This is a genomic window from Sphingomonas sp. (assembly GCF_019749955.1).
GTDB lineage: Bacteria > Pseudomonadota > Alphaproteobacteria > Sphingomonadales > Sphingomonadaceae > Sphingomonas.
This window is the reverse complement of record NZ_JAIEPC010000009.1, coordinates 57508-82059: the sequence shown is the minus strand read 5'-3', so window position 1 is coordinate 82059 and position 24552 is coordinate 57508. Positions and strand designations below refer to the sequence as shown.

17 protein-coding genes, 1 tRNA gene and 1 pseudogene are annotated in these 24552 nt (G+C 62.4%); 12 read left to right on the top strand and 7 right to left on the bottom strand.

The window, feature by feature from the left end:
• Positions 1-9 precede the first annotated feature (9 nt).
• From glnA to K2W81_RS02495, 4 genes are all read right to left on the bottom strand, one after another.
• Entirely contained in the window at positions 10-1422 is a 1413-nt protein-coding gene (gene glnA, locus K2W81_RS02510) for a type I glutamate--ammonia ligase (protein ID WP_294100979.1), read from the bottom strand.
• Positions 1423-1522: 100 nt separating this feature from the next.
• Positions 1523-1861 carry a P-II family nitrogen regulator gene (locus tag K2W81_RS02505; protein ID WP_294100978.1) on the bottom strand — a complete coding sequence of 113 codons (339 nt, stop codon included), beginning with the start codon at positions 1859-1861 and terminating at the stop codon, positions 1523-1525.
• Positions 1862-2077: 216 nt separating this feature from the next.
• Positions 2078-2641, bottom strand: coding sequence for a cytochrome P460 family protein (locus K2W81_RS02500; RefSeq protein ID WP_294100976.1), 564 nt, complete (start codon positions 2639-2641; stop codon positions 2078-2080).
• Positions 2642-2795: 154 nt separating this feature from the next.
• Entirely contained in the window at positions 2796-3395 is a 600-nt protein-coding gene (locus K2W81_RS02495; protein WP_294100975.1) for a cytochrome P460 family protein, read from the bottom strand.
• Here K2W81_RS02495 and K2W81_RS02490 point away from each other — a divergent pair.
• Positions 3382-4467 carry an AraC family transcriptional regulator gene (locus tag K2W81_RS02490; RefSeq protein WP_294100974.1) on the top strand — a complete coding sequence of 362 codons (1086 nt, stop codon included), beginning with the start codon at positions 3382-3384 and terminating at the stop codon, positions 4465-4467. The genes K2W81_RS02495 and K2W81_RS02490 overlap by 14 nt on opposite strands.
• Here K2W81_RS02490 and map read toward each other — a convergent pair.
• Positions 4461-5288, bottom strand: coding sequence for a type I methionyl aminopeptidase (gene map / locus K2W81_RS02485; RefSeq protein ID WP_294100973.1), 828 nt, complete (start codon positions 5286-5288; stop codon positions 4461-4463). The two genes, K2W81_RS02490 and map, sit on opposite strands and share 7 nt — an antisense overlap.
• Positions 5289-5383: 95 nt before the next feature.
• Here map and K2W81_RS02480 point away from each other — a divergent pair, with 95 nt between their 5' ends.
• From K2W81_RS02480 to K2W81_RS02435, 11 genes and pseudogenes are all read left to right on the top strand, one after another.
• Positions 5384-6139, top strand: a complete 756-nt coding sequence (locus K2W81_RS02480) for a molybdopterin-binding protein (protein WP_294100972.1) — start codon at positions 5384-5386, stop codon at positions 6137-6139.
• Between the two features lie 127 nt (positions 6140-6266).
• Positions 6267-9773 (top strand): autotransporter domain-containing protein, encoded by a 3507-nt coding sequence (locus K2W81_RS02475; protein ID WP_294100971.1) that lies wholly within the window; start codon positions 6267-6269, stop codon positions 9771-9773.
• 136 nt (positions 9774-9909) lie between these two features.
• A tRNA-Gly gene (locus K2W81_RS02470) sits at positions 9910-9983 on the top strand.
• 80 nt (positions 9984-10063) lie between these two features.
• Positions 10064-10282: pseudogene (locus tag K2W81_RS16445) on the top strand (DUF6538 domain-containing protein); the annotation flags it as partial.
• Between the two features lie 18 nt (positions 10283-10300).
• Complete coding sequence (locus K2W81_RS02465) at positions 10301-12139, top strand: hypothetical protein (RefSeq protein WP_294100969.1); 1839 nt, start codon at positions 10301-10303, stop codon at positions 12137-12139.
• A 126-nt stretch (positions 12140-12265) separates the two neighbouring features.
• Positions 12266-15283 carry a BPTD_3080 family restriction endonuclease gene (locus K2W81_RS02460; protein WP_294100967.1) on the top strand — a complete coding sequence of 1006 codons (3018 nt, stop codon included), beginning with the start codon at positions 12266-12268 and terminating at the stop codon, positions 15281-15283.
• Positions 15280-16206 carry a hypothetical protein gene (locus K2W81_RS02455; RefSeq protein WP_294100966.1) on the top strand — a complete coding sequence of 309 codons (927 nt, stop codon included), beginning with the start codon at positions 15280-15282 and terminating at the stop codon, positions 16204-16206. The genes K2W81_RS02460 and K2W81_RS02455 overlap by 4 nt, the downstream gene beginning before the upstream one ends.
• Positions 16203-17063 carry an ORF6N domain-containing protein gene (locus tag K2W81_RS02450; RefSeq protein WP_294100965.1) on the top strand — a complete coding sequence of 287 codons (861 nt, stop codon included), beginning with the start codon at positions 16203-16205 and terminating at the stop codon, positions 17061-17063. The genes K2W81_RS02455 and K2W81_RS02450 overlap by 4 nt, the downstream gene beginning before the upstream one ends.
• Positions 17063-19990 (top strand): site-specific DNA-methyltransferase, encoded by a 2928-nt coding sequence (locus tag K2W81_RS02445; protein ID WP_294100964.1) that lies wholly within the window; start codon positions 17063-17065, stop codon positions 19988-19990. Before K2W81_RS02450 ends, K2W81_RS02445 begins: the two co-directional genes overlap by 1 nt.
• Positions 19991-20293: a hypothetical protein gene (locus K2W81_RS02440; RefSeq protein WP_294100962.1), complete on the top strand. Its 303-nt coding sequence runs from the start codon at positions 19991-19993 to the stop codon at positions 20291-20293.
• Complete coding sequence (locus K2W81_RS02435; RefSeq protein ID WP_294100960.1) at positions 20290-22350, top strand: UvrD-helicase domain-containing protein; 2061 nt, start codon at positions 20290-20292, stop codon at positions 22348-22350. Before K2W81_RS02440 ends, K2W81_RS02435 begins: the two co-directional genes overlap by 4 nt.
• Before the next feature lie 216 nt (positions 22351-22566).
• Here the strand turns inward: K2W81_RS02435 and K2W81_RS02430 are convergent, their stop codons facing one another.
• Positions 22567-23340: an exonuclease domain-containing protein gene (locus K2W81_RS02430; protein ID WP_294100957.1), complete on the bottom strand. Its 774-nt coding sequence runs from the start codon at positions 23338-23340 to the stop codon at positions 22567-22569.
• 157 nt (positions 23341-23497) lie between these two features.
• On the bottom strand, positions 23498-24292 hold the full coding sequence (locus tag K2W81_RS02425) for a hypothetical protein (RefSeq protein WP_294100955.1): 795 nt from the start codon (positions 24290-24292) through the stop codon (positions 23498-23500).
• Positions 24293-24552 lie beyond the last annotated feature (260 nt).

The following is a 24552-nucleotide window of genomic DNA, read 5'->3' as shown; positions in this document are numbered from 1 at the left end:
CTGCAAGCCTCAATAGCTGTAATACATATCAAACTCGACCGGGCTCGGGGTCATTTCCCAGCGCGCCACGTCTTCCATCTTCAGCTCGATATAGCTTTCGATCTGGTCCTTCGAAAACACGTCGCCCTTCAGCAGGAAGTCGTGGTCGGCGGCGAGGCTTTCGAGCGCTTCACGCAAGCTACCGCACACCGTCGGCACTTCCTTCAGTTCCTCGGGCGGCAGGTCGTAGAGGTTCTTGTCCATTGCCTCACCCGGGTGGATGCGGTTCTGGATGCCGTCGAGACCGGCCATGAACAGCGCGGCATAGGCGAGATAGGGGTTCGCCATCGCGTCGGGGAAGCGGACTTCGACGCGCTTCGCCTTCGGCCCGGTGCCGTAAGGAATGCGGCACGATGCCGAGCGGTTGCGCGCCGAATAGGCCAGCAGCACCGGCGCTTCGTATCCGGGCACCAGGCGCTTGTAGCTGTTGGTGGTCGGGTTGGTGAAGGCATTCACCGCCTTCGCATGCTTGATGATGCCGCCGATGAAATAGAGGCACATGTCGCTAAGGCCTGCATAGCCGTTTCCCGCGAACAGCGGCGTGCCCTTGTCCCAGATCGACAAGTGCGTGTGCATGCCGGAGCCATTATCTTCCTTGATCGGCTTGGGCATGAACGTCGCGGTCTTGCCATAAGCATGCGCGACCTGGTGGACGACATATTTGTAGATCTGCATGCGGTCGGCAGTGGTGGTCAGCGTGCCGAAGGTCAGGCCGAGCTCGTGCTGGGCGGCGGCGACTTCGTGGTGGTGTTTGTCGCACGGCAGGCCCATTTCGAGCATCGTCGAGATCATCTCGCCGCGAATGTCGACACAGCTGTCGACCGGCGCGACGGGGAAGTAACCGCCCTTGGCGCGCGGGCGGTGGCCGAGGTTGCCGCCTTCATATTCGCGGCCGGTGTTGGTCGGCAGTTCGATATCGTCGATCTTGTAATAGCTCGTCGCATAGCTGGTTTCGAACTGGACATTGTCGAAGATGAAGAATTCGGCTTCGGGGCCGACGTACACGGTGTCGCCGATGCCGGTGTTCTTCAGATACGCCTCGGCGCGCTTGGCGGTGCTGCGCGGATCGCGCGAATAAAGTTCGCCGGTCGACGGTTCGACGATGTCGCAGAACAGGATCAGCATCGGGGTGGCGCTGAACGGATCGACATAGACCGCGTCGAGATCGGGCTTCAGGATCATGTCGCTTTCGTTGATCGCCTTCCACCCGGCGATCGACGAGCCGTCGAACATGAAGCCGTCGGTCAGCTCATCCTCGCCGACGACCGACGAGACCATGGTCAGGTGCTGCCATTTGCCCTTGGGATCGGTGAAGCGCAGGTCGACCCACTCAATCTCGTCGTCCTTGATCATCTGCAGGATAGTGCTGGGGTCGTTGGCCATGAAATGATCCTTTCAGCTGATGATAGTACCGAATCGGCGGATGCGACTCGGGTGCGCGTTCAAAACTCGCGCGCACTTTGGAAGAAAATGTTGCAGCGCGTCAAATCGCGTTTTCATCGCGCTCGCCGGTGCGGATGCGCAGAGCACTTTCGACCGGGATCACGAAGATCTTGCCGTCGCCGATGCGGCCCGTGTGCGCCGCCGCCGCAATAGCCTCGACGACGCGCGCAGCGAGCGCATCTTCGACCACGACTTCGAGCTTCACCTTGGGCAGGAAGTCGACGACATATTCGGCGCCGCGATAGAGTTCGGTATGGCCCTTCTGGCGGCCAAAGCCCTTGGCTTCGATGACCGTGATGCCCGACACGCCGACTTCGTGCAGCGCCTCTTTGACCTCGTCGAGCTTGAAGGGTTTGATGATCGCTTCGATCTTTTTCACTTCTGTCCCCCTCGCGCGGCGCGCGGCGCCGCTGCTTGATCTGTGACTGCTATCAATGATCGTGCCAGATGCATGCGCAGGCGGCAATGCGCCTGACGCAAAGGACGGCGGGGGATTGCGGTTGCTTAATTGTTGGGCAGCGTCGGGGGGAATGCCGCATTGCTGGGCGGTCGACGCACGTCCGGCGGCCAGTCAAGGCCGGCCGCCGGGTCCCGGTTATTTTCTCAGCACGGGGTAGCCCTCGACATAGGTCCAGTCGTTGGCCTTGGCGGGGAGGTGGCAGGTTTGGCAATCGGTCTTGTAATCGGTCGACGAGGTCTTGGTTGGCTTGTCCGCGTCGAACCACGACCAGCCCCAGCCATCGCCCCATAATTTGTTGCCGGGGTGGCTGTTCTTGCTGTCCTTGACCATGACGAACCAGCCCTTCAGCTTATCGCTATGGCTGACGGTGCCGGTGGTCATCGGCCCGGTGGTTGCCTCGAACACTTCCTTCACCAGCGTCGTGCCGTCGGGGAAATGGCCGGTCGCCCGATGCGCGGCGGCGGCGCCGGGCGAGGCATAGACGATGTGCAATTGCTGCGATCCCGGCGCCTTGTCGGCAGCAACTGCCCAGGTGCCGAGATACTGATAGCTGTCGCGATAATTGCCGGGAACGTGCATCTCGCCGGCAGGGTCGGCGCCACTGTCAGCAACCGGCGAGGAGCCGGTCGGCGAGCACGCCGCAACCAGCGCACCGAACGCGAGTGCCGCGACAAGCGGCGCAATCGGCTGGCGTTTCATCAATTGGTCTCCCTGGTTCGCACCCACACGCCAAGTCGGCGAGTCGGCACAGCGTTGAGTCCCGGCCCGCCGCATTCGTACATCATCGGGCGCGCGGCGGCGACTGGCCGCGTTCAATAGCCCGACGCCGACATGGGGCGTATGGCGGGTGGGATCATTTGTCAAGGCGCGGATAAAATTGCGTCCAGACCATGTCCTTCTTGGCGTTGGCGGTATGGCAATCGGCGCATTCAGCCGCTGTTTTTAACTTGCCGGTCGCGGCCTTGGGTTCGCTGTGGTTGAAGTTGAAATAGCCCCAGCCATGCGTCGCGGCAAAGCGTTTGCTGTCCTTGACCGAGACATCGGCGCCGTTGAGCTTGCCCGGAAAATAGCCGCGTCCCGATGGCTCGTCGCGTGATCCGTCCGGATGCTGCTGCGGCAGGGTCAGCTGCAATTCCTTGAACATGATCGTGCCTTCGGGAAAAACACCCGTTTTCAAATAGATGTCATAGGCGCCGGGCTCGATGTAAACATTGTGGAACTCGGGGAAATTGGCCTTGCCACCGTTGAGCGCGTTGGGCGTCAATGGCGAGCCGACATAGATCCAGCGTTCAAAGTTTTTGGGCAATATTAAATCACCGCTATCGGTAAATTCCGGCAGATACCGCGCCACAGATGATGTTAGCTCGGCGGATTTTGCTGATCCTTTAGCATCAAGGCTTGAATTACAGCCAACCAACAACGCGGCAGTTGACAAGGAAATGAGCATCTTCATCGATATTTTCATTGCCTTAGGATCCCTGTTGTTGACTTTGATTGAAAATTGCAAAATCGTTAAGCCCACCATTAAAACCGCTTATAACGTTGCGAGCAGCAACCGGGGGCCTTATTTCTTGTCCGAACGTCCAGAATTTACCGCCGCGCTCGAGCAGCTTTTCGACAGCTTGAAGGCAGACCCGATCGCTTTTTCCGAATGCGTCGTGGCGCCTGGCTGGCGCCTGGCCTTTACCGCGTCGCCGGCGGTCGGCCTTCATTATGTGACGAAGGGCAGCGGTTGGGTTTCAGTCGCAGGCGCGCCGCCAAAGGCCTTGGCCGTCGGCACCGTGCTGATCACGCCGCCCGGCCATGCCTGGCGAATCGAGCAGCCAGGGGAGCAAGGGGTCATCCCGGACAACCAGATTGTCGAGGTGACGCTGCCGCCATTACCGCTCGCGCACCGTGTGGATCGTTGGACGGCAGGCGAGGGTGCGTCGGCGATGGAATTGGTGTGCGGGCATTTTGTCGCGCTCGATCCCGCGCTGAAAGGGCTGTTTGCGGGATTGCGCACGGCAGCGGTCCAGCCCTTCGCGGGTGAATCGATGGCGGCATTGATGCGCTTGATGCTCAAGGAGTTCGCGGCGCCGGGTCTTGGCCGACGGGCGATGGTTCGTGCGCTGCTCCAGCAACTGCTGATCAGCTTGCTGCGCGAAGCGGTGGCGACTCAGGAAGACTGGGTCGATCGCGTGCGCGTCTTGCACGATGCGCAGGTGCTGCGCGCGTTTCGCGCGATGGTCACAACGATTGAGGCGCCGCACAGCCTGGCATCGCTTGCCGACATTGCCTGCCTCAGCCGATCGGCCTTTTCGAAGCGCTTCCGCGAAGCGCTGGGCGGTTCACCGATGGCCATTCTGCGCGAACTGCGCTTGTTACGCGCAGCCGAGCTGCTCCGCAGCGCCGCACAGCCCGTGCAGCGGGTTGTCACCGATGTCGGCTACAACAGTGCGAGCAGCTTTTCCCGCGCCTTCCGGTCGCGCTTTGGTTGCGAGCCTGCGGCTTATGCGGCGACGATCAGTCAACGCGCTCAATAAGGCGGCTTGTCCAGTCCCGTCGGGCTCGACGTGAAAATCTCACACCCGGTTTCGGTAATCCCGATCGAATGTTCGAACTGCGCCGACAGCGACCGGTCGCGCGTCACCGCCGTCCAGCCGTCGTCGAGCAGCTTCACATCGGGGCGGCCGATGTTGATCATCGGTTCGATCGTGAAGAACATGCCAGGGCGCAGTTCTGGCCCGGTGCCGGGGCGGCCGACATGGACGACTTCGGGCGCGTCGTGGAACAGGCGACCGACGCCGTGACCGCAGAAATCGCGCACCACGCCGTAGCGGTGGCGCTCGGCATGGTGCTGGATCGCATGGCTGATATCGCCCAGTTGATTGCCGGGGCGCGCGCGCTCGATGCCGAGCATCAGGCATTCATAGGTCACGTCGACCAGCCGCCGCGCCTTCAACGGCACATCGCCGACCAGATACATGCGGCTCGAATCGCCGTGCCAGCCGTCGAGGATCGGGGTCACATCGATGTTGACGATATCGCCCGACTTGAGCGACTTGTCACCCGGAATGCCGTGGCAGACGACATGGTTGATCGAAATGCAGCAGCTATGGGTATAGCCGCGATAGCCGAGCGTCGCGGGCACGCCGCCGTGATCGACGATGAAGCGGCGGATGATGTCGTCGAGCGCGCCGGTCGTCACGCCCGGCACGACATGCGGCACGATCATGTCGAGCGTTTCGGCGGCGAGCCGCCCGGCGGCGCGCATCCCGGCAAAGCCTTCCGGCCCGTGCAGCTTGATCGCGCCGGTGCGCGCCATCGGCGTGTCGGCGTTGGTGACGGTGAGATAGTCGGTCATCGCGGATACATAGCGAAGCGGCGGCGATTTTGCGAGGGGCCACCGCACAAGGTTCAGTCTAGGCGAAGGCGCACGTTGGCTCTATCGCAAGGCGCATGACCGAACGCATCTGGACTGCCGCTATCGTCGTCATCGGCGACGAAATCCTGTCGGGGCGTACCCAGGACAAGAATGTCGCGCAGATCGCGGTCTGGCTGAATGTTCAGGGGATTCGCCTCGCCGAAGTGCGCGTCGTGGCCGACCGCACCGACGCCATCGTCGAGGCGGTCAACATTTTGCGCGCGCGCAACGACTATCTGTTCACCACGGGCGGGATCGGGCCGACGCATGACGACATCACGGTCGATGCAATTGCCGAGGCTTTGGGGGTAGGGGTCGTCCACCATCCGCGCGCGCTGGCGGTGCTCGAACTTTATTATGAAACGCGTGGCGGCTTGAGTGAAGCGCGCAAGCGGATGGCGCGCGTGCCCGATGGTGCCGACCTGATCGAAAACCGCGTGTCGGGCGCGCCGGGTATTCGCATCGGCAACATCTTCATCATGGCGGGCGTGCCGCATATCACGGCGGGGATGCTCGACGCGCTGACGGGCACGCTTGAGGGTGGCAAGCCCGTGGTCTCGCGCACGATCGGCTGCTGGGTCGCCGAAAGCGAAGTTGCTGATCTGCTGCGCGAGGCCGAGCGCGCGCAGGAAGGCGTGGCGATCGGCAGCTATCCGTTTTTTCGCGACGGCAAGGTCGGCGCCAATTTCGTGGTGCGCGCGACTGACCCCGCGCTGGTCGATCAGGTCGTTGATCGGCTGATCGCCGATTTGAGCGCAACCGGGCGCGGCGTCGCTAATGGTGGCATTTAAGTCTCACTTGCCAGCGATTTGCGTATTTTATGGTAGCGCCCCTTGACCTGTTTGTCGCAGAAATTACGGATTGGCGTCTGACAATCTTTCAGCGCCGCCGCTGAAGGACATAAAAGGGATGTAACTCATGATCACCACTGCCGCCGCAGTCGCCCGGTTCCGCCCATATCTGCTCGCCAGCGCCGCCGGTATCGGTATCGCCATGGGCGGTGTCGCGCAGGCGCAGATTGCTGATTCGCCGGTGCCCAGCGCAGCCCCTGCATCCGACGATACCGGACGCGTCGATGTCGGCGGCGCCTTGCTCGAAGCGCACACCGATGGCCCGCGCGTCGATGTGGTGGTGCCCGATCCCTATCTGCAGATCGCCAATCCCGGCACGCCCACGACCGCGCGCGACCCCGTCAACATCACCGGCGTCGGCCAGATCGTCGTCGACACCGGCAATGGCAGTGGCGCGATCGGGCTGTGCACGGCATCGCTGATCAACCCGCGTACGGTGCTGTTTGCCGCGCACTGCGTCAATTCGGCGGCGGCGACCACTTATGGCCGCGCCGGGCCCGGTGGCACCGGTACTGCCGTCAGCATCGGTTTTTCGAACAACAACCTTTCGGCTTTGCAGCAATGGCTGTTCGCGGGCGCCAACCGTTATGCGAGCAATCCGGCAGCCTTTCTCTACAACCTGAATCAGGTGGTCTATAATCCGCGCTCGACCGAGCCGGGCAATGGCTTCCTCTACGCCGATATCGCGCTCGGCACGCTCGATCGTCCGGCGGTCGGCATCCCGACTTGGGCGCTGCTGCTCTCGCCGCTGCCTGCGCCGGCCACGATCGGCGCGGCGGGCACCGGCTATCACGTCAATATCACCGGCTATGGCAATAACGGCACCGGCGAAACCGGCGCCAATGGCGGTATCGATTTCCGCCGTCGCATCGCCGAAAACACGCTCGGCGGTCTTACCTCGCTCGACAGTTTCCAGAATTTCATTTTCGGCACGGCCACCGGGCCGCTGCCGCAGAATCTCTACTGGATCGATTTCGACGATCCCCGCCGTGGCACGGCGGCGGCGAGCCGATTCGATTTCAACAGCTTCCGCGACAATGCGCTGCCCAATGAAGGCGGCACCGCGCCGGGCGATTCGGGCGGCCCGCTGATCCTCGACCGCACTTTTGCGCGCCAAGTTGTGCTCGGCGTGCTGTCGGGCGGCTTCAGCCGCTTCTTCACTGGTCAGCCGGCTCAGGGCTATGGCTCCAACAGCTTCTATCAGCCGCTGTACCTCTATTGGGACTATATCGCGGCCAATAATCCGTACCGTTATGTTACTGCGCGGGCGGGCGATGGTAACTGGACCGATCCGACGCGTTGGGTCACCAGCCTCGATCCGAACTACCAGATCATTGGCCCCAATGGTCAGTTGATCAACGGCGTGCCCAACGATCTCGGCGGTGGCACCACGAACGTCAGCGGTGCGTTCGGCCAGATCTGCTTCCAGAACACGACGTTGAGCGACTGCCTTGATGTTCGCACCAATGTCGAGACGGTCAACAGCAACCCGATCGGCACCGACGATGTCGCCACCCTGACAAATGGCCGCGCCGATCTGACGCTTACGTCGCCGCTCAGCCAACCCGGCACCGGTGTACTCGGCGGCGGTAGCGACGCCGTGCTCGAAAGCCAGACAACCGGAACAGGCGCCGCGCTGCCACCCGCAACGATCGCCAACGGCCTGCCGGGCGCGACGAATTTCGTGCCCAACAACGTCGATCCGGTCCGCACTACGGGGGCACTCGGGCGGTATTTTGACGTGACGCTCGCCGCCAACGGCACCACCACGCTCAACACGGCGGTGACAATCGACCGGTTCACGCTCAACGGTGCGGGCGCGCGGCTCAACATCGACGCGGGTGGCTCGCTCACCAGCCTGATCGACGTGACGCAGACGATCGGCACGCTGCAAGTCAACGGCAGCCTGACAACGTCCGGCGATTATTTCCTGCGGGTCGGCGGCCTCAACGGCATCGGCACGATCACCACGCCCTTTTTTACCAGTGCGCTCGGCGTGATCTCGCCCGGCATGTCGGGCAACGCCGGGTCGTTCGGCACGCTCACGTTCCGCGGCAATGTCATCCTGACTTCGGGCAACAGCTATCTGGTCGATCTCGGCGGGAGCGGCATGTCTGACCGGATCGCCGTCGTGTCGAACGGTATCGCAGGCGATGGTATCGCCAATATTGGCGGCGCGGTGAACGTGAGCTTTTCGGCAACGACGCTGCGGGCGGGCAACAGCTATACGATCCTGACCGCTCAGAACGGCGTCACCAATCGATTTGCGACGCCGACAGCGCTCAGTGCGATCTTGACGCCGACGCTGACCTACACTGCCACCAGCGTCCAGCTCACGATTACGCCGGGGCTCTACCGCAACGTCGTTGACGGCTCGCCGGTGCAGCAAAGCTATGCGCAGCTGCTCGATCAGAACCGGGTGAATGCAGGCACGCTCGATGCGATCTACGGCCCGCTCGACTTGCAGAATGCGGCGACGATCCGGGCGACGCTCGATGGTCTCGCGCCGCGCAGCGAAGCGCTGCTCAGCGGCATGGCGACGACGGTCGTCGACAACAACGCGCGCTTCCACCGCGACCGGCTTGCACAGTTCGATCCGTCGGTGTCGCATGGCGGCACGATCGCGGTGATCGGTCAGCCGATTCAGGTCGCCGCCGCCAGCGCGGCGAGCCTCAATGGCGGCCAGCCCGTGCAGAGCGACAGCAATGAGACCCGCGTGCAAAAGGCCAATCTGCCCGATGACATCGGCGTCTATCTGGCCGGCGGCTATGTCGAAGGGTCGAGCGCACCGGGACGGCTGCTGACCCCCGTCGGCGCGCGTGATCGCTTCAATGGCTTTTTCATCGTCGGCGGTATCGAAAAGGACCTGGGCGACGGCATTATCGGCCTGTCGTTTGGTTACACCGAGCTGAGAGGCAATGTGACCGGCTTTGCCCAGAGCGCGCGCGGCAGCCTGTATCAGGGCACGCTCTATGCGCGGACCGAACTGGGCGGCGGCTGGTCAATGGACGGGCAAGTCAATGCCGGACTGTTCGATTCGACGACGATCCGCAACGTCGGCTTTGTTGGCACCAACTATCGGCTGGTCGCGAACAAGGCCGCGTTTGCGCTAGGCGGCGAAGTCGGGTTCCAGAACACGATCGCGCTCGGCTTCTTCAACGTCGCGCCGCGCGTGTCGGTGCGGTCGAACTTCATCGATTTCGGCAGGGTTGCCGAAACCGGTGGCGGCCCCGCGTTGGCCTTTACCCGCGCCGACCTGTCGTCGGTGCAGGGCCGCGCCGGCCTCAACTTCACCGGTTCCAAGGACAGCGCGTTCAAGCCGTTCGTGTCCGCCAATTATGTCCATGAATTTGATCAACAACGCCCGAACATCGTTTTCGCGAACTTCGTGGGCGGCAGCGGGCCGGATGCGCGCTTCCTGCTGGCAGGCATCGACCGCAACTGGTTCGAAGTGAGCGGTGGCATCACCTACACCGCCGGCAATATGGAGCTGTCGCTGTCAGCCGACACCACGGCAGCCCGCAGCGACGTGCAGAACCAGAGCTATCGCGGCGCGATCAAGCTGCGCTTCTGATCGCGGCAGGGACCGCCGCTTGCGCGTGGCAAGCGGCGGCCCACCCCGATTGACCCAGAGCGGGCGGATGTGCCAAAGGCGCTCGGCCAGTCCCGGGTCGATCCGCGCGCAAACGGTACCGGCGGGCTCTGGACATGCGGGTGTAGCTCAATGGCAGAGCAGAAGCTTCCCAAGCTTACGACGAGGGTTCGATTCCCTTCACCCGCTCCACATTTGCGCTGAACCCACATTTTTCCGCCATCGCGCGCGTCCGGTCGAGCCCGCGAGGCACACGGCTGTAGCACCAAGCAGTGCACCAGCCGCCGCACGTCCCCTCGCATCACCAGCTCGCCCGGGCGCGACGCCGGGGATCGAGCGTGGCGAAGACAAGCTATTTGTGCAGGCGTGGCGCGCGGTATCACTACCGCCGCCGCGTCTACGTGCGAAATTTGGTCAGCCGTCCTATAATCGTCCCTTTGGGAACAGCCGATCCCGTCGAGGCCCGCCGCCTCGCCGCCCGGCTGTCGGTAAGATGGGAGGCGACGACAATGATCACGAGCGTCCAGGCGAGCCGCGGGTATCTGACCGCCAGCGAAGCAGTCGCGGTGTTCCGGCGCGGCCTTGATCAAGAGCTGGGTTTGGCGACCGCCGCACGGTTCGACGGTGGCGACGTGGACGAGCGGACCCCCCGGGTATTCGAAGCCGCATATCGTATCGCTGCCCGCCTCGAGCCTGACGCAACTTGCGTTCCGGCAGATTTGCTGCACGCCCATACCAATGGCTTTTCCGACGAAGACCGTCGCGCCGTCGTGCTGATGCTCAAGGTCGTCGCGCCGCAGGCGACCGCAGAAACGGAGGCTGAAAAGGCGCTCACGGCGATCAACGCGCCGTTCAACGGCGGAACGATCCGCGATGCTCGCGTTCAGATCTTGCTTGCCAAGGCAGAAGCTCAAGCCAGAGCGCTGCTGATCGGCCATCCTTTGGCGACGTCCGCAGGCGACCCGCTGTCCCGTCTGCTTGATGATGACGCGGTCGTGGCGATGCGCGTCGCGCCGACTTCAGCCTCCAGTCCTAGTCCACCGACATCAACCGCCGACGTGGCTGACTGCCCTTATCTCACGATCGACACGCGGCGTTTCAGCGAGATCATCGAGCCGACGATCGCTGCGATCCAGCGGTCCGGCGATTGGAATGAGGATATGGCGCAGCGTCGCACGGCGATGCGGGCATTCGCCTGGATCGCGGGCGACAAACGGCTGTGCGACTATCGGCCGGCAGACGCCGAGCTATACGCCCAGACGCTTGCTCACCTGCCCAAGACGTTCAAGTGGGGCACGCCTAAAGCAGGTGCGATGAGCCGTCCATTTTCCGAGGTGCTGGCCGAAACGCCACCAGCTAAAGGCACCGAGAAGCGGTCGCCGCGCACCCTCAATCGCGACTTGACCACGATGTCGCGGGTGGCGGGTCAGCTTGCCAAGGTCGCCTGGAAGCCAAAGCTCGGAGGCGCACCCATCATGAATTTCAATGAGCATAGCGCCGGCGTGAGGGAAGATATCAATGACCCCGACCGTATGCCGTGGACCGAGGAGAACCTGCGCGCTGCCTTCTCCTCGCCGATCTATACCGGTGGCGGCGGTTGTATGAAGCGGTTCAAGGCGGCGCTGCTAGGCGGTGGCACGGTCTGGCAGGATGCAGCCTATTGGGCACCGCTGATCATGGCATTTACATTTGTTGCGCGCGAGGAAGCGTGCGGGCTGGAATGTGCGGACTTCGTTTTTGACGTTAAGGTCCCCTACGTCATCATCCGCGCAAACATGACCCGCAGCAAGGACGGCGAGACGCCGGGTGGCCTGAAACGGTCTTCAAGGATGCGTATGATACCCCTTCATTCCGAGTTGTTGCGCCTCGGCTTGCAGAGGTATGTTGAACGTATCGCCGCCGATGGACACGTGATGGTGTTCCCTGAACTCTATCAAGACGAACACACGAAGCAGGGCGGGAACCGCTTCTACGCCTGCGCTGGACGCTATCTTCTCGCCTATGTCGACGAGATCGAGCCGTTGCTGCGCACGCGAAAGGGCAAGCGCGCCGATCTGCACTCTATGCGCACTGCGGGCGGCAGCGCGCTCGAGGACAGCGACGCCAAACAGCTTCAGGTCGATGATATCATGGGGCACGCTCGCGAGGGCATGGGGCCGCGAAAGTATAGCAAGGCTTGGTATCAGAAGGGCGGTGAGGTGATCCTCGCCAAGCGACTGAAGTTGATGATCGAGGTCATGCCCGACGTCACGTCGCACCTTCATCCAGCCCCTCTGCAGCTGCTGCCATTGGCGGAGCGGTCGAGGACCGGATCGGCCAACGGCTGCGTGTCGCGGAAGAAGGCCTGAGATCAATCAGCGTGGCGGACAGCAGCGTTACGGTCAAGTATTGTCAAATCGCTACTTGGGCGATCCATTCCGCTTTGACAAACCAACGCCTGGTCGAACAATAAGGGTGTCAGGGGGTAGGTGTCGGTGACTAACAGTTTCTACGAACGTCCGATTCTGAACTCGCCTTACGAGCCGCCGGCGCTTTATCACCCGCTCGATGATACCGGCCAGCCGATCGAGGGCGAGCCGATCTCGGGACGGCGTCCGTCGAAGTTCATCGTGCCAGTGCCGGCCTCGCGGAAGAAGGCTGCTGCCGCGCAGGCGTCGCTTGATCTTGAGACCTACACCGAGAACGCGAAGATCAACGAGATCCGCGGCTATGTCGATGCGTGGCGCGCGATCCCCAACCCGGGCGATTGGGGCGTGACGCCCGCCACGCAGCGTTTGCTCGAACATTGGCGCCGGCCAGGAGAGCAATGGGCGGGACCTCACCCATTTTTCTGCCAGATCGAAGCGGTCGAGACGATGATCTGGCTGACGGAGGTCGCGCCGCGTCGCGCAGCGACGCGTGGTCTGCTCGACCAGATCGCCAAGGACAATGAGGAAGCCAATCCGGCGCTGTTCCGGCTGGCGATGAAGATGGCGACCGGCAGCGGCAAGACGACCGTCATGGCGATGCTGATCGCCTGGCAGGCGATTAACGCCGCGCGCAAGGAATCGAAGGATTTCTCACGCGCCTTTCTGATCGTGGCGCCGGGCATCACCATCAAGGACCGGCTGCGCGTCCTCCTCCCTAGCGAGCCGGGCAATTATTACGATACCCGCGAGATCGTGCCGCCGGAAATGCTGCTGGAGATCAAACGGGCCGAGATCGTCATCACCAATTACCATGCGTTTCAGCATCGCGAGACGCTGTCGATGCCGAAGGCGGCGCGCAGCTTCCTGCAGGGCAACGATCCAGAGCCCGTCAGGACCATCGAGACCGACGCCGCGATGCTGGAGCGCGCGTGCGACAAGCTCCTCCGGTTCGACCGCGTCAACGTCATCAATGACGAGGCGCACCATTGTTATCGTCACAAAGTCGGCGGCGACGCCGAGGACGCCCTGACCGGCGACGACAAGAAGGAAGCCGAACAGAACGAGGAAGCCGCGCGTCTGTGGATCAACGGCATCGAGGCGCTCGACCGGCAGCTCAAAAAGGGCAAGCGCAGCGGCGGCGTGCGCGCCGTCTACGATCTGTCGGCGACGCCGTTCTTCCTGCGCGGCTCCGGCTATAACGAGGGGACGCTGTTTCCTTGGGTGGTGTCCGACTTCAGCCTGATGGACGCGATCGAGAGCGGAATCGTCAAGCTGCCGCGCGTGCCGGTGACCGACAATCTCGTGCAGACCGACACGGTGGTCTACCGCGACCTGTGGAAACACATCGGCAAGTCGATGCCGAAATCCGCGGCGGGCGCCAACAAGCTCAGTCCGTTCGACCTCAACCCGCTGCTGCTCACCGCGCTCAATTCGCTCTACAGCCATTACGCTGGCGAATTCGAGCGCTGGCGGAAGGCCGGGATCGGCGTCCCGCCGGTGTTTATCGTCGTCTGTCAGAACACCGCCATATCTAAGCTGGTGTTCGAGTGGATCGCCGGCTTCGAGCGTGGCGATGCCGAGGCGGGCGAGCGTGCTGCCTTCCACGCAGGCCACCTCGAGCTCTTCCGCAACTATGACGAGCATGGCGGCCGGCTTCCCCGCCCGCGCACGCTCCTGATCGATTCCCGCCAGCTCGAAGCGGGCGAGGCGCTCGACAAGGGCTTCAAGGAGGCCGCGTCGGCCGAGATCGAGCAGTTCAAGCGCGAACTCGCTGCGCGCGAGGGCGCCGCCGCGGTCAAGGGCGAGGTCAATGAAAGCGACCTGCTGCGCGAGGTCATGAACACCGTTGGGCGCGAAGGTCGGCTCGGCGAACAGATCCGCTGCGTCGTGTCGGTCTCGATGCTGACCGAGGGGTGGGACACCAACACTGTCACCCATATCCTCGGAGTCCGCGCCTTCGGCACGCAATTGCTATGCGAACAGGTCGTCGGCCGCGGCCTTCGTCGTCAGTCCTACGAGCTCAACAAGGACGGGCTGTTCGACGTTGAATATGCCGATATCATGGGCATCCCGTTCGACTTTGCGCGCTCGCCCCAGAAGGTCGATCCCAAGCCGCCCAAGCCGGTCACCCGCGTCCATGCGATCGCTGAGCGCGCCGAACTTGAAATCCGTTTCCCGCGCGTCAGCGGCTATCGCCGCGAGCTGCCGTCAGAGCGGCTGGAGGCGCAGTTCGACGAAGACAGCCGCCTCGTCATCACGCCTGAGGACATTGGCCCGACCTCGGTGACGATGGAAGGCATCGTCGGCGCCGGTGTCATCATCACGCCCGATGTGCTGGCGCAGCTGCGCCCGTCGGAGATCAGCTTCAACCTTGCCAAGCATTTGCTCTACACGCATTTCCGCGACGAGGACGGATTTCCCAAGCAGCATCTTTTCCCGCAGATCCAGCGGCTCGCCCGCCGCTGGATCGACGAGGGGTATCTCGTCACGAAGGGCGTGCCGATCGGCGCGATCCTCTATCAGGAGCAGCTCGCCCGCGCGGCCGAGAAGATCGACATCGCGTGCACGCGCGGCGGCGGCGGCCATGTCGTCGCGGTGCTCGATCCCTACAACCCGAGCGGATCGACACGGCACGTCAATTTCATCACGACCAAGGAATGCTGGAAGACTGGCGCGCAGCCGCCACGCTCGCAGATCAGCCACGTCGTCAAGGATTCGAGCTGGGAGGTGGCGCTCGCTCAAGCGTTCGAGGGGCATCCTCGCGTGCTTGCCTATGCCAAGAACCAAGCGCTCGGTTTCGAAATCCCCTATCTCGATGGGGGCGTAATGAGGCGTTATGTGCCCGACTTCCTCGTGCGTCTCGACACCGGCGCGGGGCCATTGCACCTCGTGCTGGAGATGAAGGGCCAACGCGACGAAAGCGACAAGGCCAAGGCGCTGACGACGCGCGAGATGTGGGTGCCTGGTGTCAACGCGCTTGGTGGATATGGGCGTTGGGCGTTTGCTGAGTTCACCGATCCCTATACGACCGACGATGAATTCAAGCTGCTGGTCCAAAAGCTGATCAACGGGGTTGGCAAATGAGCGACGAACCTTTGTTCGCCACCTTAACCGACGTTGCGCTTCGTGATGCGTGGACGCATGAAGCTCATCGGTTCACGCCTTGGCTGGCAGCCAACCTCGACCGACTGGCCGACGTCATCGGCATGCCGCTTGAGCTGACTGGTACCGAAATGCGGGTCGGCACCTTTAGCGCCGACATTTTAGCTCGAAACGCTGCCGATGACAGCGTGGTGCTGATCGAAAATCAGCTGGAAGGATCGGACCACACGCATCTCGGCCAGATCATGACCTATCTCGCCGGGCTTGAAGCGCAGACGATGATCTGGGTCGCGCCATCATTCCGCGACGAGCATCTGTCGGCAATCCGCTGGCTGAACGAGCATACGGTCGATCCTTTTGCGTTCTTCGCGGTCCGCATCCGCGTCGTTCGGATTGCGGATTCTCCCTTCGCCCCGCTGTTCGAGGTGATTGAGCGGCCGAACAACTGGGATCGGCAGGTATCGGAGAAGAAGCGCGCGACCGAAGGCGATCGCTCGGAACTCGGCAAGCATCGCTTGGCGTTCTGGACCCATTTCTGCACACGTTATCCCGACCAGGGGACGCCCGGAGCAGCCAGCTCGCGCTGGGCGGCATTGCCCGGCACCGATCTTTTGCTCGTGCAATATCTGTCCCGCAACGGGGTCGGTGTGTTCGTCCGCCCGCCGCGCGGTGGGTCGGATGAGGAGCTCGAAGTCGCGGTGAGGCCGCATTTCGACACACTGGTTTCCGAACTGAATGCAAAGCTGGAAATTGCGTTGGGATCGCGGTTCGACACTGATCCTCACGATGTGGCGAACTGGGACCGTATGGCGGACTGGCTCGACCAGCAGACCAAAGCCTATCAGGCGGCATTCGCGCGCTTGAGGTCGCAATCTGCGACCTCAAAATGGGAGGTCGAGCCATGAGTGTCCCTGTGGCCGCCAACGATGACGTTGGCAAGATTCGGCACTTTCGCGGCATATCCGTGATCGTCGATGCCGATCTCGCGGCCGCATTGAGCATGGACACGAAACGGTTCAACGAACGGGTGAAGAAAAACGCCGACCTGCTCGATGATCGCCATCGGTTCCAGCTCACCAGGGCCGAGTTCGACAACTTGAGGTCGCAGGATCCGACCTCAAGATTGCAGCATGGCGGGCGCAGGTATGAGCCTTGGGTGTTTACCGAGCGCGGGGTTGCCCGCGTGGTCACCTTCATCAACACCCCTCAGGCGCTGCGCGCGGCAGACCTGATCATCGACACGTTCCTGATGGTGCAGAAGCAGATCGCCGCAGGGCAGCGCGAAATCACGGTGACCGATCCGATGCGCTACCATGCCGATCCGGCAATCGTGCAGCAGAGCAACGCCCTGCGCACCCAGATCATGTCGGCGCTCAGTGACTTGGTGAAAATGGTGATCGACATTCGCACCGGCGCGTCGGTCGGCGACACGGCCAAGGACATGACAGCGAGGTTTCTTGAGAATGTCCGCGAGCGCCTACGCGAAAAGGGACTGGAAAACTTGAAGCTCGAAGCCGAAATCCAGCTCGTCCTGCAAGAGGCCGAGAAGGTGGCGCAGGAAGTCGAGGGCAAGAAGCTGGAGAACCTCGAAAAGCGGATCGACCTCGTTCAGAAGCTCTGGCGAATGCAGCAGGAAATGGGTCCGGTTCAGGTGGTTCAGCTGATGCACCAGTTCGATGCGAGCCTCCGCATCGACGCAGCCCAACCGGCCCGACTGCCGCCGCCTGCCGCGGCGGGACATGTCGATGGGGATGTCGACTGATGGCCCGCAAGCCCGGCACCCCCAAATCGGTCGATGCGCTGAAGCATGATGCCGCCACGCGCCGCAATATCCCGACGGCGGAGATGGAAAGCTTTTTCCGGCGGGAGGAAGATTCAGCCCCGCTACCCCCCAAACATTATCCCCGCGCCCGGCCGCTCGCGCCGGGCACTACCCGCACCGAGGAGGAGCCGAGCGTGCCCGAGATCATCTGGAACGGGGCACGGATCACGATCACCGATGCCCAGGCCACCGAGCTTGCCGAGACCGGCACACTCACCCTGTCCGACGCGCAGCTCGTCTGGCGCGGCAAGGATCGACAGGACTGGTCCGATCTCGTCGTCAACGTGCCGCCGCTTTACATTCAGGAGAAGATCCACCCCAAGGCGATCATCGACGACCTGAAACGCCGCACAGCCGAGCGGCGCGAGGCGACCACCGACGCGCCCGACCTGTTCGCAGATTTCAATGGCATCGAGCCCGATCAGCGCGCCGAATTCTACCAGCACGATCAGCATTGGTCGAACCGCATGATCCTGGGCGACAGCCTACAGGTGATGGCCAGCCTGTCCGAGCGCGAGAGCCTGAAGGGCAAGGTTCAGTGCATTTATTTCGACCCGCCCTATGGCATCAAGTTCAACTCGAACTGGCAGGTCAGCACCCAATCGCGCGACGTGAAGGACGGCAAGCAGGCCGACATCAGCCGAGAGCCCGAGCAGGTGAAGGCGTTCCGCGACACCTGGAAGGACGGCATTCATAGCTACCTGACCTATCTGCGCGATCGCCTGACCGTCATGCGCGACCTGCTGACCGAGAGTGGATCGATCTTCGTGCAGATCGGCGACGAAAATGTGCATAGAGTTCGGACAGTAACGGATGAAGTTTTCGGCACCGATAATTTCGTCGCGAATATTGTGTTTAAGAAGACGGGTTCGATGTCCGGAGACTTCATTTCCGGAATTACGGATAATATTCTTTGGTATTGTAAGTATAAGAAGGTTGGTAAATTTCGCCGACTTTTGACCAATCGAAGCGATGCGGCAGTTGATTCCGGTTTTGGAAATATTGAATTGCCTGACGGCGTCTGTCGCGGAATTTCAAAAAAAGAACTTCGAGGAGAGGTTGATTTCCCTGACGGTCGCCGGTTTCAAATGTCCCCAATGATGTCTGATGGGGCGTCAAAAGAGGATCAGGCGTTCTCTTTCAACGGAATAATTTGTAGGCCAAGCAAAGGAAACCACTGGAAAGTATCTCTTCAATCGATGCCTAGAGTAGGTATTTCTGGCCGGCTTTATTTGGCGGGTAAAACGCTTACTTTCAAAAAATATCTCGATGAGAGCTCCTATACTCCGCTTACCCCGATCTGGCTCGACACAATGGAAAGCACGTTCGCGGTCGAACGGGTGTATGTAGTTCAAACAAGTTCGAAGGCCATCGAGCGTTGCATTCAAATGGTCACAGATCCCGGCGATCTCGTGCTCGACCCGACATGCGGCTCGGGAACTACTGCTATCGTTGCCGAGCAATGGGGCCGACGCTGGATCACGATAGACACCAGCCGCGTTGCGCTAGCGCTCGCCCGCACGCGGTTGATGGCGGCGCGCTATCCTTGGTATCTGCTCGCCGACAGCCGCGAGGGTCGCACTAAGGAAGCCGTGCTCACCCAAAGGGTGCCGCCCGAAACGCCGACCCACGACGATATCCGGCAAGGCTTCGTCTATGAGCGGGTGCCGCACATCACGCTCAAATCGATCGCCAACAACCCGCTGATCGACGACATCTGGGAGAAGTGGCAGGCGATGCTGGAACCGCTGCGCGCCGAGCTCAACGCCGCGGCCAGCGCAGACTGGGATGAATGGCAGATTCCGCGACAGCTGTCAGCCACCGCCCCGCCCAGCGCCACCGAGCCGCATACAAAATGGTGGGAAGCGCGCATCGCTCGGCAGCGTGAGATCGACGCCAGCATCGTCGCTCGCGCAGATGTCGAGTACCTTTACGATAAGCCCTACACCGATCCCGCTCGCGTCCGCGTCGCCGGGCCGTTCACGGTCGAAAGCCTGTCGCCGCACCGCGTCCTTCCGGCAAGCGAGCAGGAATTGATCGAAACGATCGACGCTGCCGACGGCAACCGCTCTGCCTCCGACGCTGATCTCGCCGGCACCGACTTCGCCGGGATCGTCATCGAATATCTCAAGGCAGAGGGCGTCAAGCAGCAGGCTAAAGGCGACCGCATCACCTTCGAGAGCATCGCGCCCTGGCCTGGCAATTTCATCGGCGCCGCCGCGACGTTCATCGAGGGCGAGGATGGACCCGAGCGCCGCGCCGCAATCCTGATTGGTCCTGAATACGGCACCGTAGGTCGGCAGGACCTGGTCGCTGCCGCGCGCGAGGCGGTGGACAACCGCTTCGACGTGCTGATCGCCTGCGCCTTCAACTTCGACGCCCATTCATCCGAGCTCGACAAGCTCGGCAGCCTCACCATCCTGAAGGCGCGGATCAACCCCGACATGCATATGTCAGAGGAACTCAAGAACACCGGCCGCGGCAACATGTTCGTCGTCTTTGGCGAGCCCGACGTCGACGTCATCGACGACGGCGGCACGACGATCCGCGTCAAGGTGAACGGCGTCGATGTGTTCGATCCCAACACCGGCGACATCCGCTCCAGCGACACGAAGGGCATCGCCGCCTGGTTCATCGACACCGATTACAACGAAGAGAGCTTCTTCGTCCGGCACGCCTATTTCCTGGGGGCGAACGACCCTTACAAAAGCCTCAAGACCGCGCTGCAGGCCGAGATCGACGAGGACGCCTGGGCGACGCTGTATGCGGACACATCAAGGCCATTCGACCGGCCGGCGGGCGGAAAAATCGCGGTGAAGGTCATCAATCACTTCGGCGATGAGGTGATGAAAGTGTTTGGGGTTTAGATGGGTAAAGGCTCCTATCTTGGCGGCTCGTCGGTCATTAGCTTTGCCGGCGCGTTCACGGGCGCGTCACCAAACAAGCTCACGCAGGCCACTAATGTGGACGCCCATTTGTCTCAGAAAGAAAAACGCGACCGAGCTCGAACCCTCGCCACGGGCGAGAAAAAGAAGCTCCAGATTTCCAACGCTGAAAAGAAGGCGGCGAAACGGGCACGCGAGAAATACAAACAGGCTGACAAAACGGTCGTCGTCGAACACAGGCGTGGTGGAGAGATCGTAGCTACGCGAACGATCAAGCAATCATGAACTTCCTCATCGCCGACACCTTCACCGCCGCATTCAGCCGCTTGTCCTCCCCGGATCAGAAGGCGGTCAAGGCGAGCGTGTTCGATCTGCAAATGGACCCGAGCGGCAACGGCCTTCAACTCCACCGCATCGACAAGAGCAAGGATCCGAACTTCTGGTCGGCGAGGGTCAATCGCGACGTGCGACTGATCGTCCACAGGACCGGCGAGTCGATGCTGGTCGCCTATGTCGATCATCACGACGATGCCTATGCTTGGGCAGAGAGGCGGCGAATCGAGGCACATCCGCGCACCGGTGCGGTCCAGATCGTCGAAGTGCGTGAGCGGGTGGAGGAGATCGCCCGCCCCGAATCGTTCGACTTCATCTATCCTGATGCCAACCCGGCCCCGGCTCAAACATCCCCCGCGCTGTTCGCGGCACTGGACGACGATGCGCTGCTGTCGATCGGCGTTCCTGCCGATTGGCTGGCCGATGTGCGTGCGGCGACCGAGGATGGTTTCTTCGCGCTTGCCGAGCACCTCCCCGCCGAGGCGTCCGAGGCGCTATTGGAATACGCCGCGACCGGCGCGCTACCGCTGCCCGCAGCAGTGCCGGCCACGGCAGACCCCTTCACGCATCCCGATGTGCTGCGTCGTATCCGGCCGATCGCTGACCATGACGAGCTCGAGCAGGCGCTGGCCTTTCCCTGGGAAAAGTGGGGCGTATTCCTCCACCCGTCTCAGCGTGATCTGGCCGACCGCAGCTTTGCCGGGCCCGCCCGCGTCGCTGGATCGGCGGGCACTGGCAAGACGATCGTCGCGATCCACCGGGCTGTGCGGTTGGCTCGCGAGAACCCCGATGCACGCATCCTGCTCGCGAGCTTCTCCCAGCCGCTTGCCAATGCCATGGCGAAGAAGCTGTTGGTGCTTGCGCCGGAAACGGGCGCCATCGTGCCACGAATTACGACCGCGTCGTTCCGCGACATCGCCGAGCAGATGTATCAGCTCGAGCATCGTGTCCGACCGCGTATCATTGCGGATATGGTGCTGCGCGATCGCTTGGGGGAGGCAGCGAAAGCAGTGCAACTCAAGGGCTTTTCGGACCGCTTCCTCCTTTCAGAATGGACGAACGTCATTGACGCGTGGGGGATTCCGACCTTCGACGCCTATGCGACTGTCCAACGTATGGGGCGCAAGAGCCGGCTCGGCCCGAACCAGCGCGAACGGCTATGGCCCGTGTTTGAGGCAGTGCGGTCGGCGCTAGTCGCGGAGCGATACACGACTTGGGCGCAAGTGTTCACCGAGCTGGCGGAGGTCCTGGCAGATCGACCGCACAAGCCATTCGACCATATCATCCTCGATGAGGCGCAGGATCTGGCACCGGCTGAGCTGCGCTTCTTCGCCGCCTTGGCACCCGCCGGGTCAGACGCGCTTTTCCTCGCTGGGGACATGGGCCAACGGATTTTCCAGCATCCCTTTTCGTGGTCGAGCCTGGGGGTGGACGTTCGGGGTCGGTCGCACACGCTCAAGGTGTGCTACCGCACCTCACAGCAGATCCGGGAGGCAGCCGACCACTTGTTGCCCGCCGTGCTGCGCGATGTCGATGGTATCGCGGATGAGCGGCGCGGCATTGTTTCGGTCTTCGACGGGCCAGCGCCGTTGGTTGAGAGCTTCGCTTCGGTGGAAGCCGAGCAGGACGCAGTGCGAGCGGCGGTGCGCGGATGGCTGGCTGACGGCATTGCAGCGCACGAGATCGGCATCTTCGTTAGAACGCCCGAACTCGTCACACGAGCACGTGCTGCAATGAGCGATCTGGAAGCTGCCGAACAATTGACGACGGTGCCGATGCATCTTGCGAAGGGATTGGAATTCAGGGCCGTCGTCGTCATGGCTTGCGACGAAGGCATCCTCCCCCTCGATGAGCGTGTCGCCGATGCCGCTGACGAGGCTGAGCTCGACGAGATATACGAGACCGAGCGACGCTTGCTCTACGTCGCTTGCACGCGTGCCCGCGAGCACCTTCTGCTCACCGGCGTGCGGCCAGCATCAGAGTATCTTGAAGATTTTCGTGGCATGTAAGCGCCAAGTTTCTGGCGGTGATCGTCCTTCGGCGATTGGCCTTAGCGCAGTCCGCGTATTGCTCCGCGCTGCTTGTTCTGGTAGTCATTTCTGGTCGATTGGCACATTCGAGTCAGACACCATGTCGGCTTTTGGCTTGCTGTGTCTTTTTGGTTTGTGCCTGTCGGCGTGCAGACGCCGGACGGTGGCCGACGCCTGCACGCTCAAATCAATCGGTCACCATATGTGCCGATTGAAACAATCTACCGGCTCGTGCATCGGCTTGATCAACGGGTGTATTGCCGTGAGCATGAGAATCTCGGCATCGAGATCCTTGGCCTCGACGTCGGTCCACCACACCCGGGCCTTCGCGTCCCATTTGTAGCCCGCCTCCTTGAGATCAGCGCGGCAGCCGAACGGCGCCCCAGCGGCGCGGACACGGTGGGTGATCCTGAAAGCGCCATCGACAAGGTTGGCGGCGACCGTGCGGCCGTCACGGGCTTGCGTGGCCAACAGGATCGCCAACGCCCAGGCGTCTGGTGCCGCGCGATGGCCCCCCCCGTAGAAAAAGCCTTTGGCTGCCAGCAATGCCGACTGCGACCGCTCGGCATGGCCTTGGGCATGCCAATCCAGATCCTTCTGCGCGCAGATCCATGGTTTCGTCAGCCATGGAAAGCGTACGCGCCAGAAGCGAGCATCGAAAACCGCATTGAAAGCGACGATCGCATCGACGTCGGCGAGCTGTTCCCGCAGGCCGTCGTCGTCGAAGCCCTGACCGGCCAGCATTGCGTCGTCGAGCCCGGTGATCGTGACGATCTCGGGGCGCAGCGGCGTGCCGGGGTCTTCCAGGCCGTCGATTGGGCCAGCGATATCACAAATCTGGCCATCGGCATCGAGCGCCATCTTCACCATTGCGAACTCGATCATCTTGTCGCCGTCACCAAGACCGGTCGTCTCGCTGTCGATGACCGCCAGCTGGATGGATCGCCCTTGCGCAGGCGTCGGCGCCACCCATAGCTCGTGGAGGTGCGGCACGCGCCGCAGGACGCGAAAGTCGCTTGATTGTTCGAGCTCACGCGCGCGCATTTCGAGGGCGGGATCGCCCTCGAATTCATAGAACTTCATGATGTTTCCTTTCAGGCTGCCACGACGGGCAGGGCTCAGGGGATCAGGCAGCGAGCCGGTCGTAACTGGACCGTGCCTCGGCAAGGGCTGCAGCGCGCAGACGATCGCGATAGGCGGCGAAATCGCTGGCGAACGGGCGATGCGTCATCTTGACCGCATAGCTGGCGATGCGGTCGCACATGGGGACAGTGCAGGACGGCATCGTGAGCCCAAGGTGGTGAGCCAGCACCAAGGCGGTGGTCAGAACGTCCGCCTCAGCCGTTGCCTTCACAAGCGACCACTTGCCTGCCTCGATATAGCCAGCCACTGCCGTCGGCGCGCCGACTGGCTTGACCGGGATGTCCATGGCGGCCGCCATCTCGGCCAGATGGACCCGCGCCGCGCCATGCGCCATCGCCAACATGAGATCGGTGTGGCACCGGCCCCGCATGTCGAAGGGCCGCGCGAACGGCTGCAGGCATTCTGGCAGCGTGATGCCATGCCTCGCCGCGGCCAGCAGGATTTGGGGGATATCGGTTGCAGCACCGCCCCAGGACACGAGGACCAACTGCACGACGCTGGAGACGTCAGCGAAAAAGCCGCGCAACATCTCGCCTTCGGTTTGCTCAGGGCTGCCGGCCGTCCGCATCGTCACAGGCGTGGGGATACCGTCCCCATCCGGCGCCAGGGTCATCCAGCTGATCGCCACAGGCCGACGGAAGGGCCAGCGCGGCGTAGCTCGGGGATCGCGGTCGGACAGATCCGGTGCGTCCGGCTCGGTGCGCTCGGCCGCGAGATAGCGGCCGTGCGCTTCGTGATCGACACGGTATTCGACGTCGAAGATGATGAACGTGGTCATGGCATTCTTTCCGATGCCGGAACCGGCCGGCGCCGGAGAAGTTCGGGCTTTTTTTCATTCACCCAAACTTCTCGCCAGAGCGTCAGCGAAGGTCACAGCGCCGCCGAAGGCTGGCGCAACCAGAGGACCGCAGGGCGGTCCGATCCGAGCCACGCAGGGGCGACACGCAGGACGACGACGTCGGCCTGCCGGCGGCCGGGACGGCCGGGCCTCCTGGAGCGAAGCGGAAGGGGCAGTAGTTGTGGGCTTAGCCCACAACT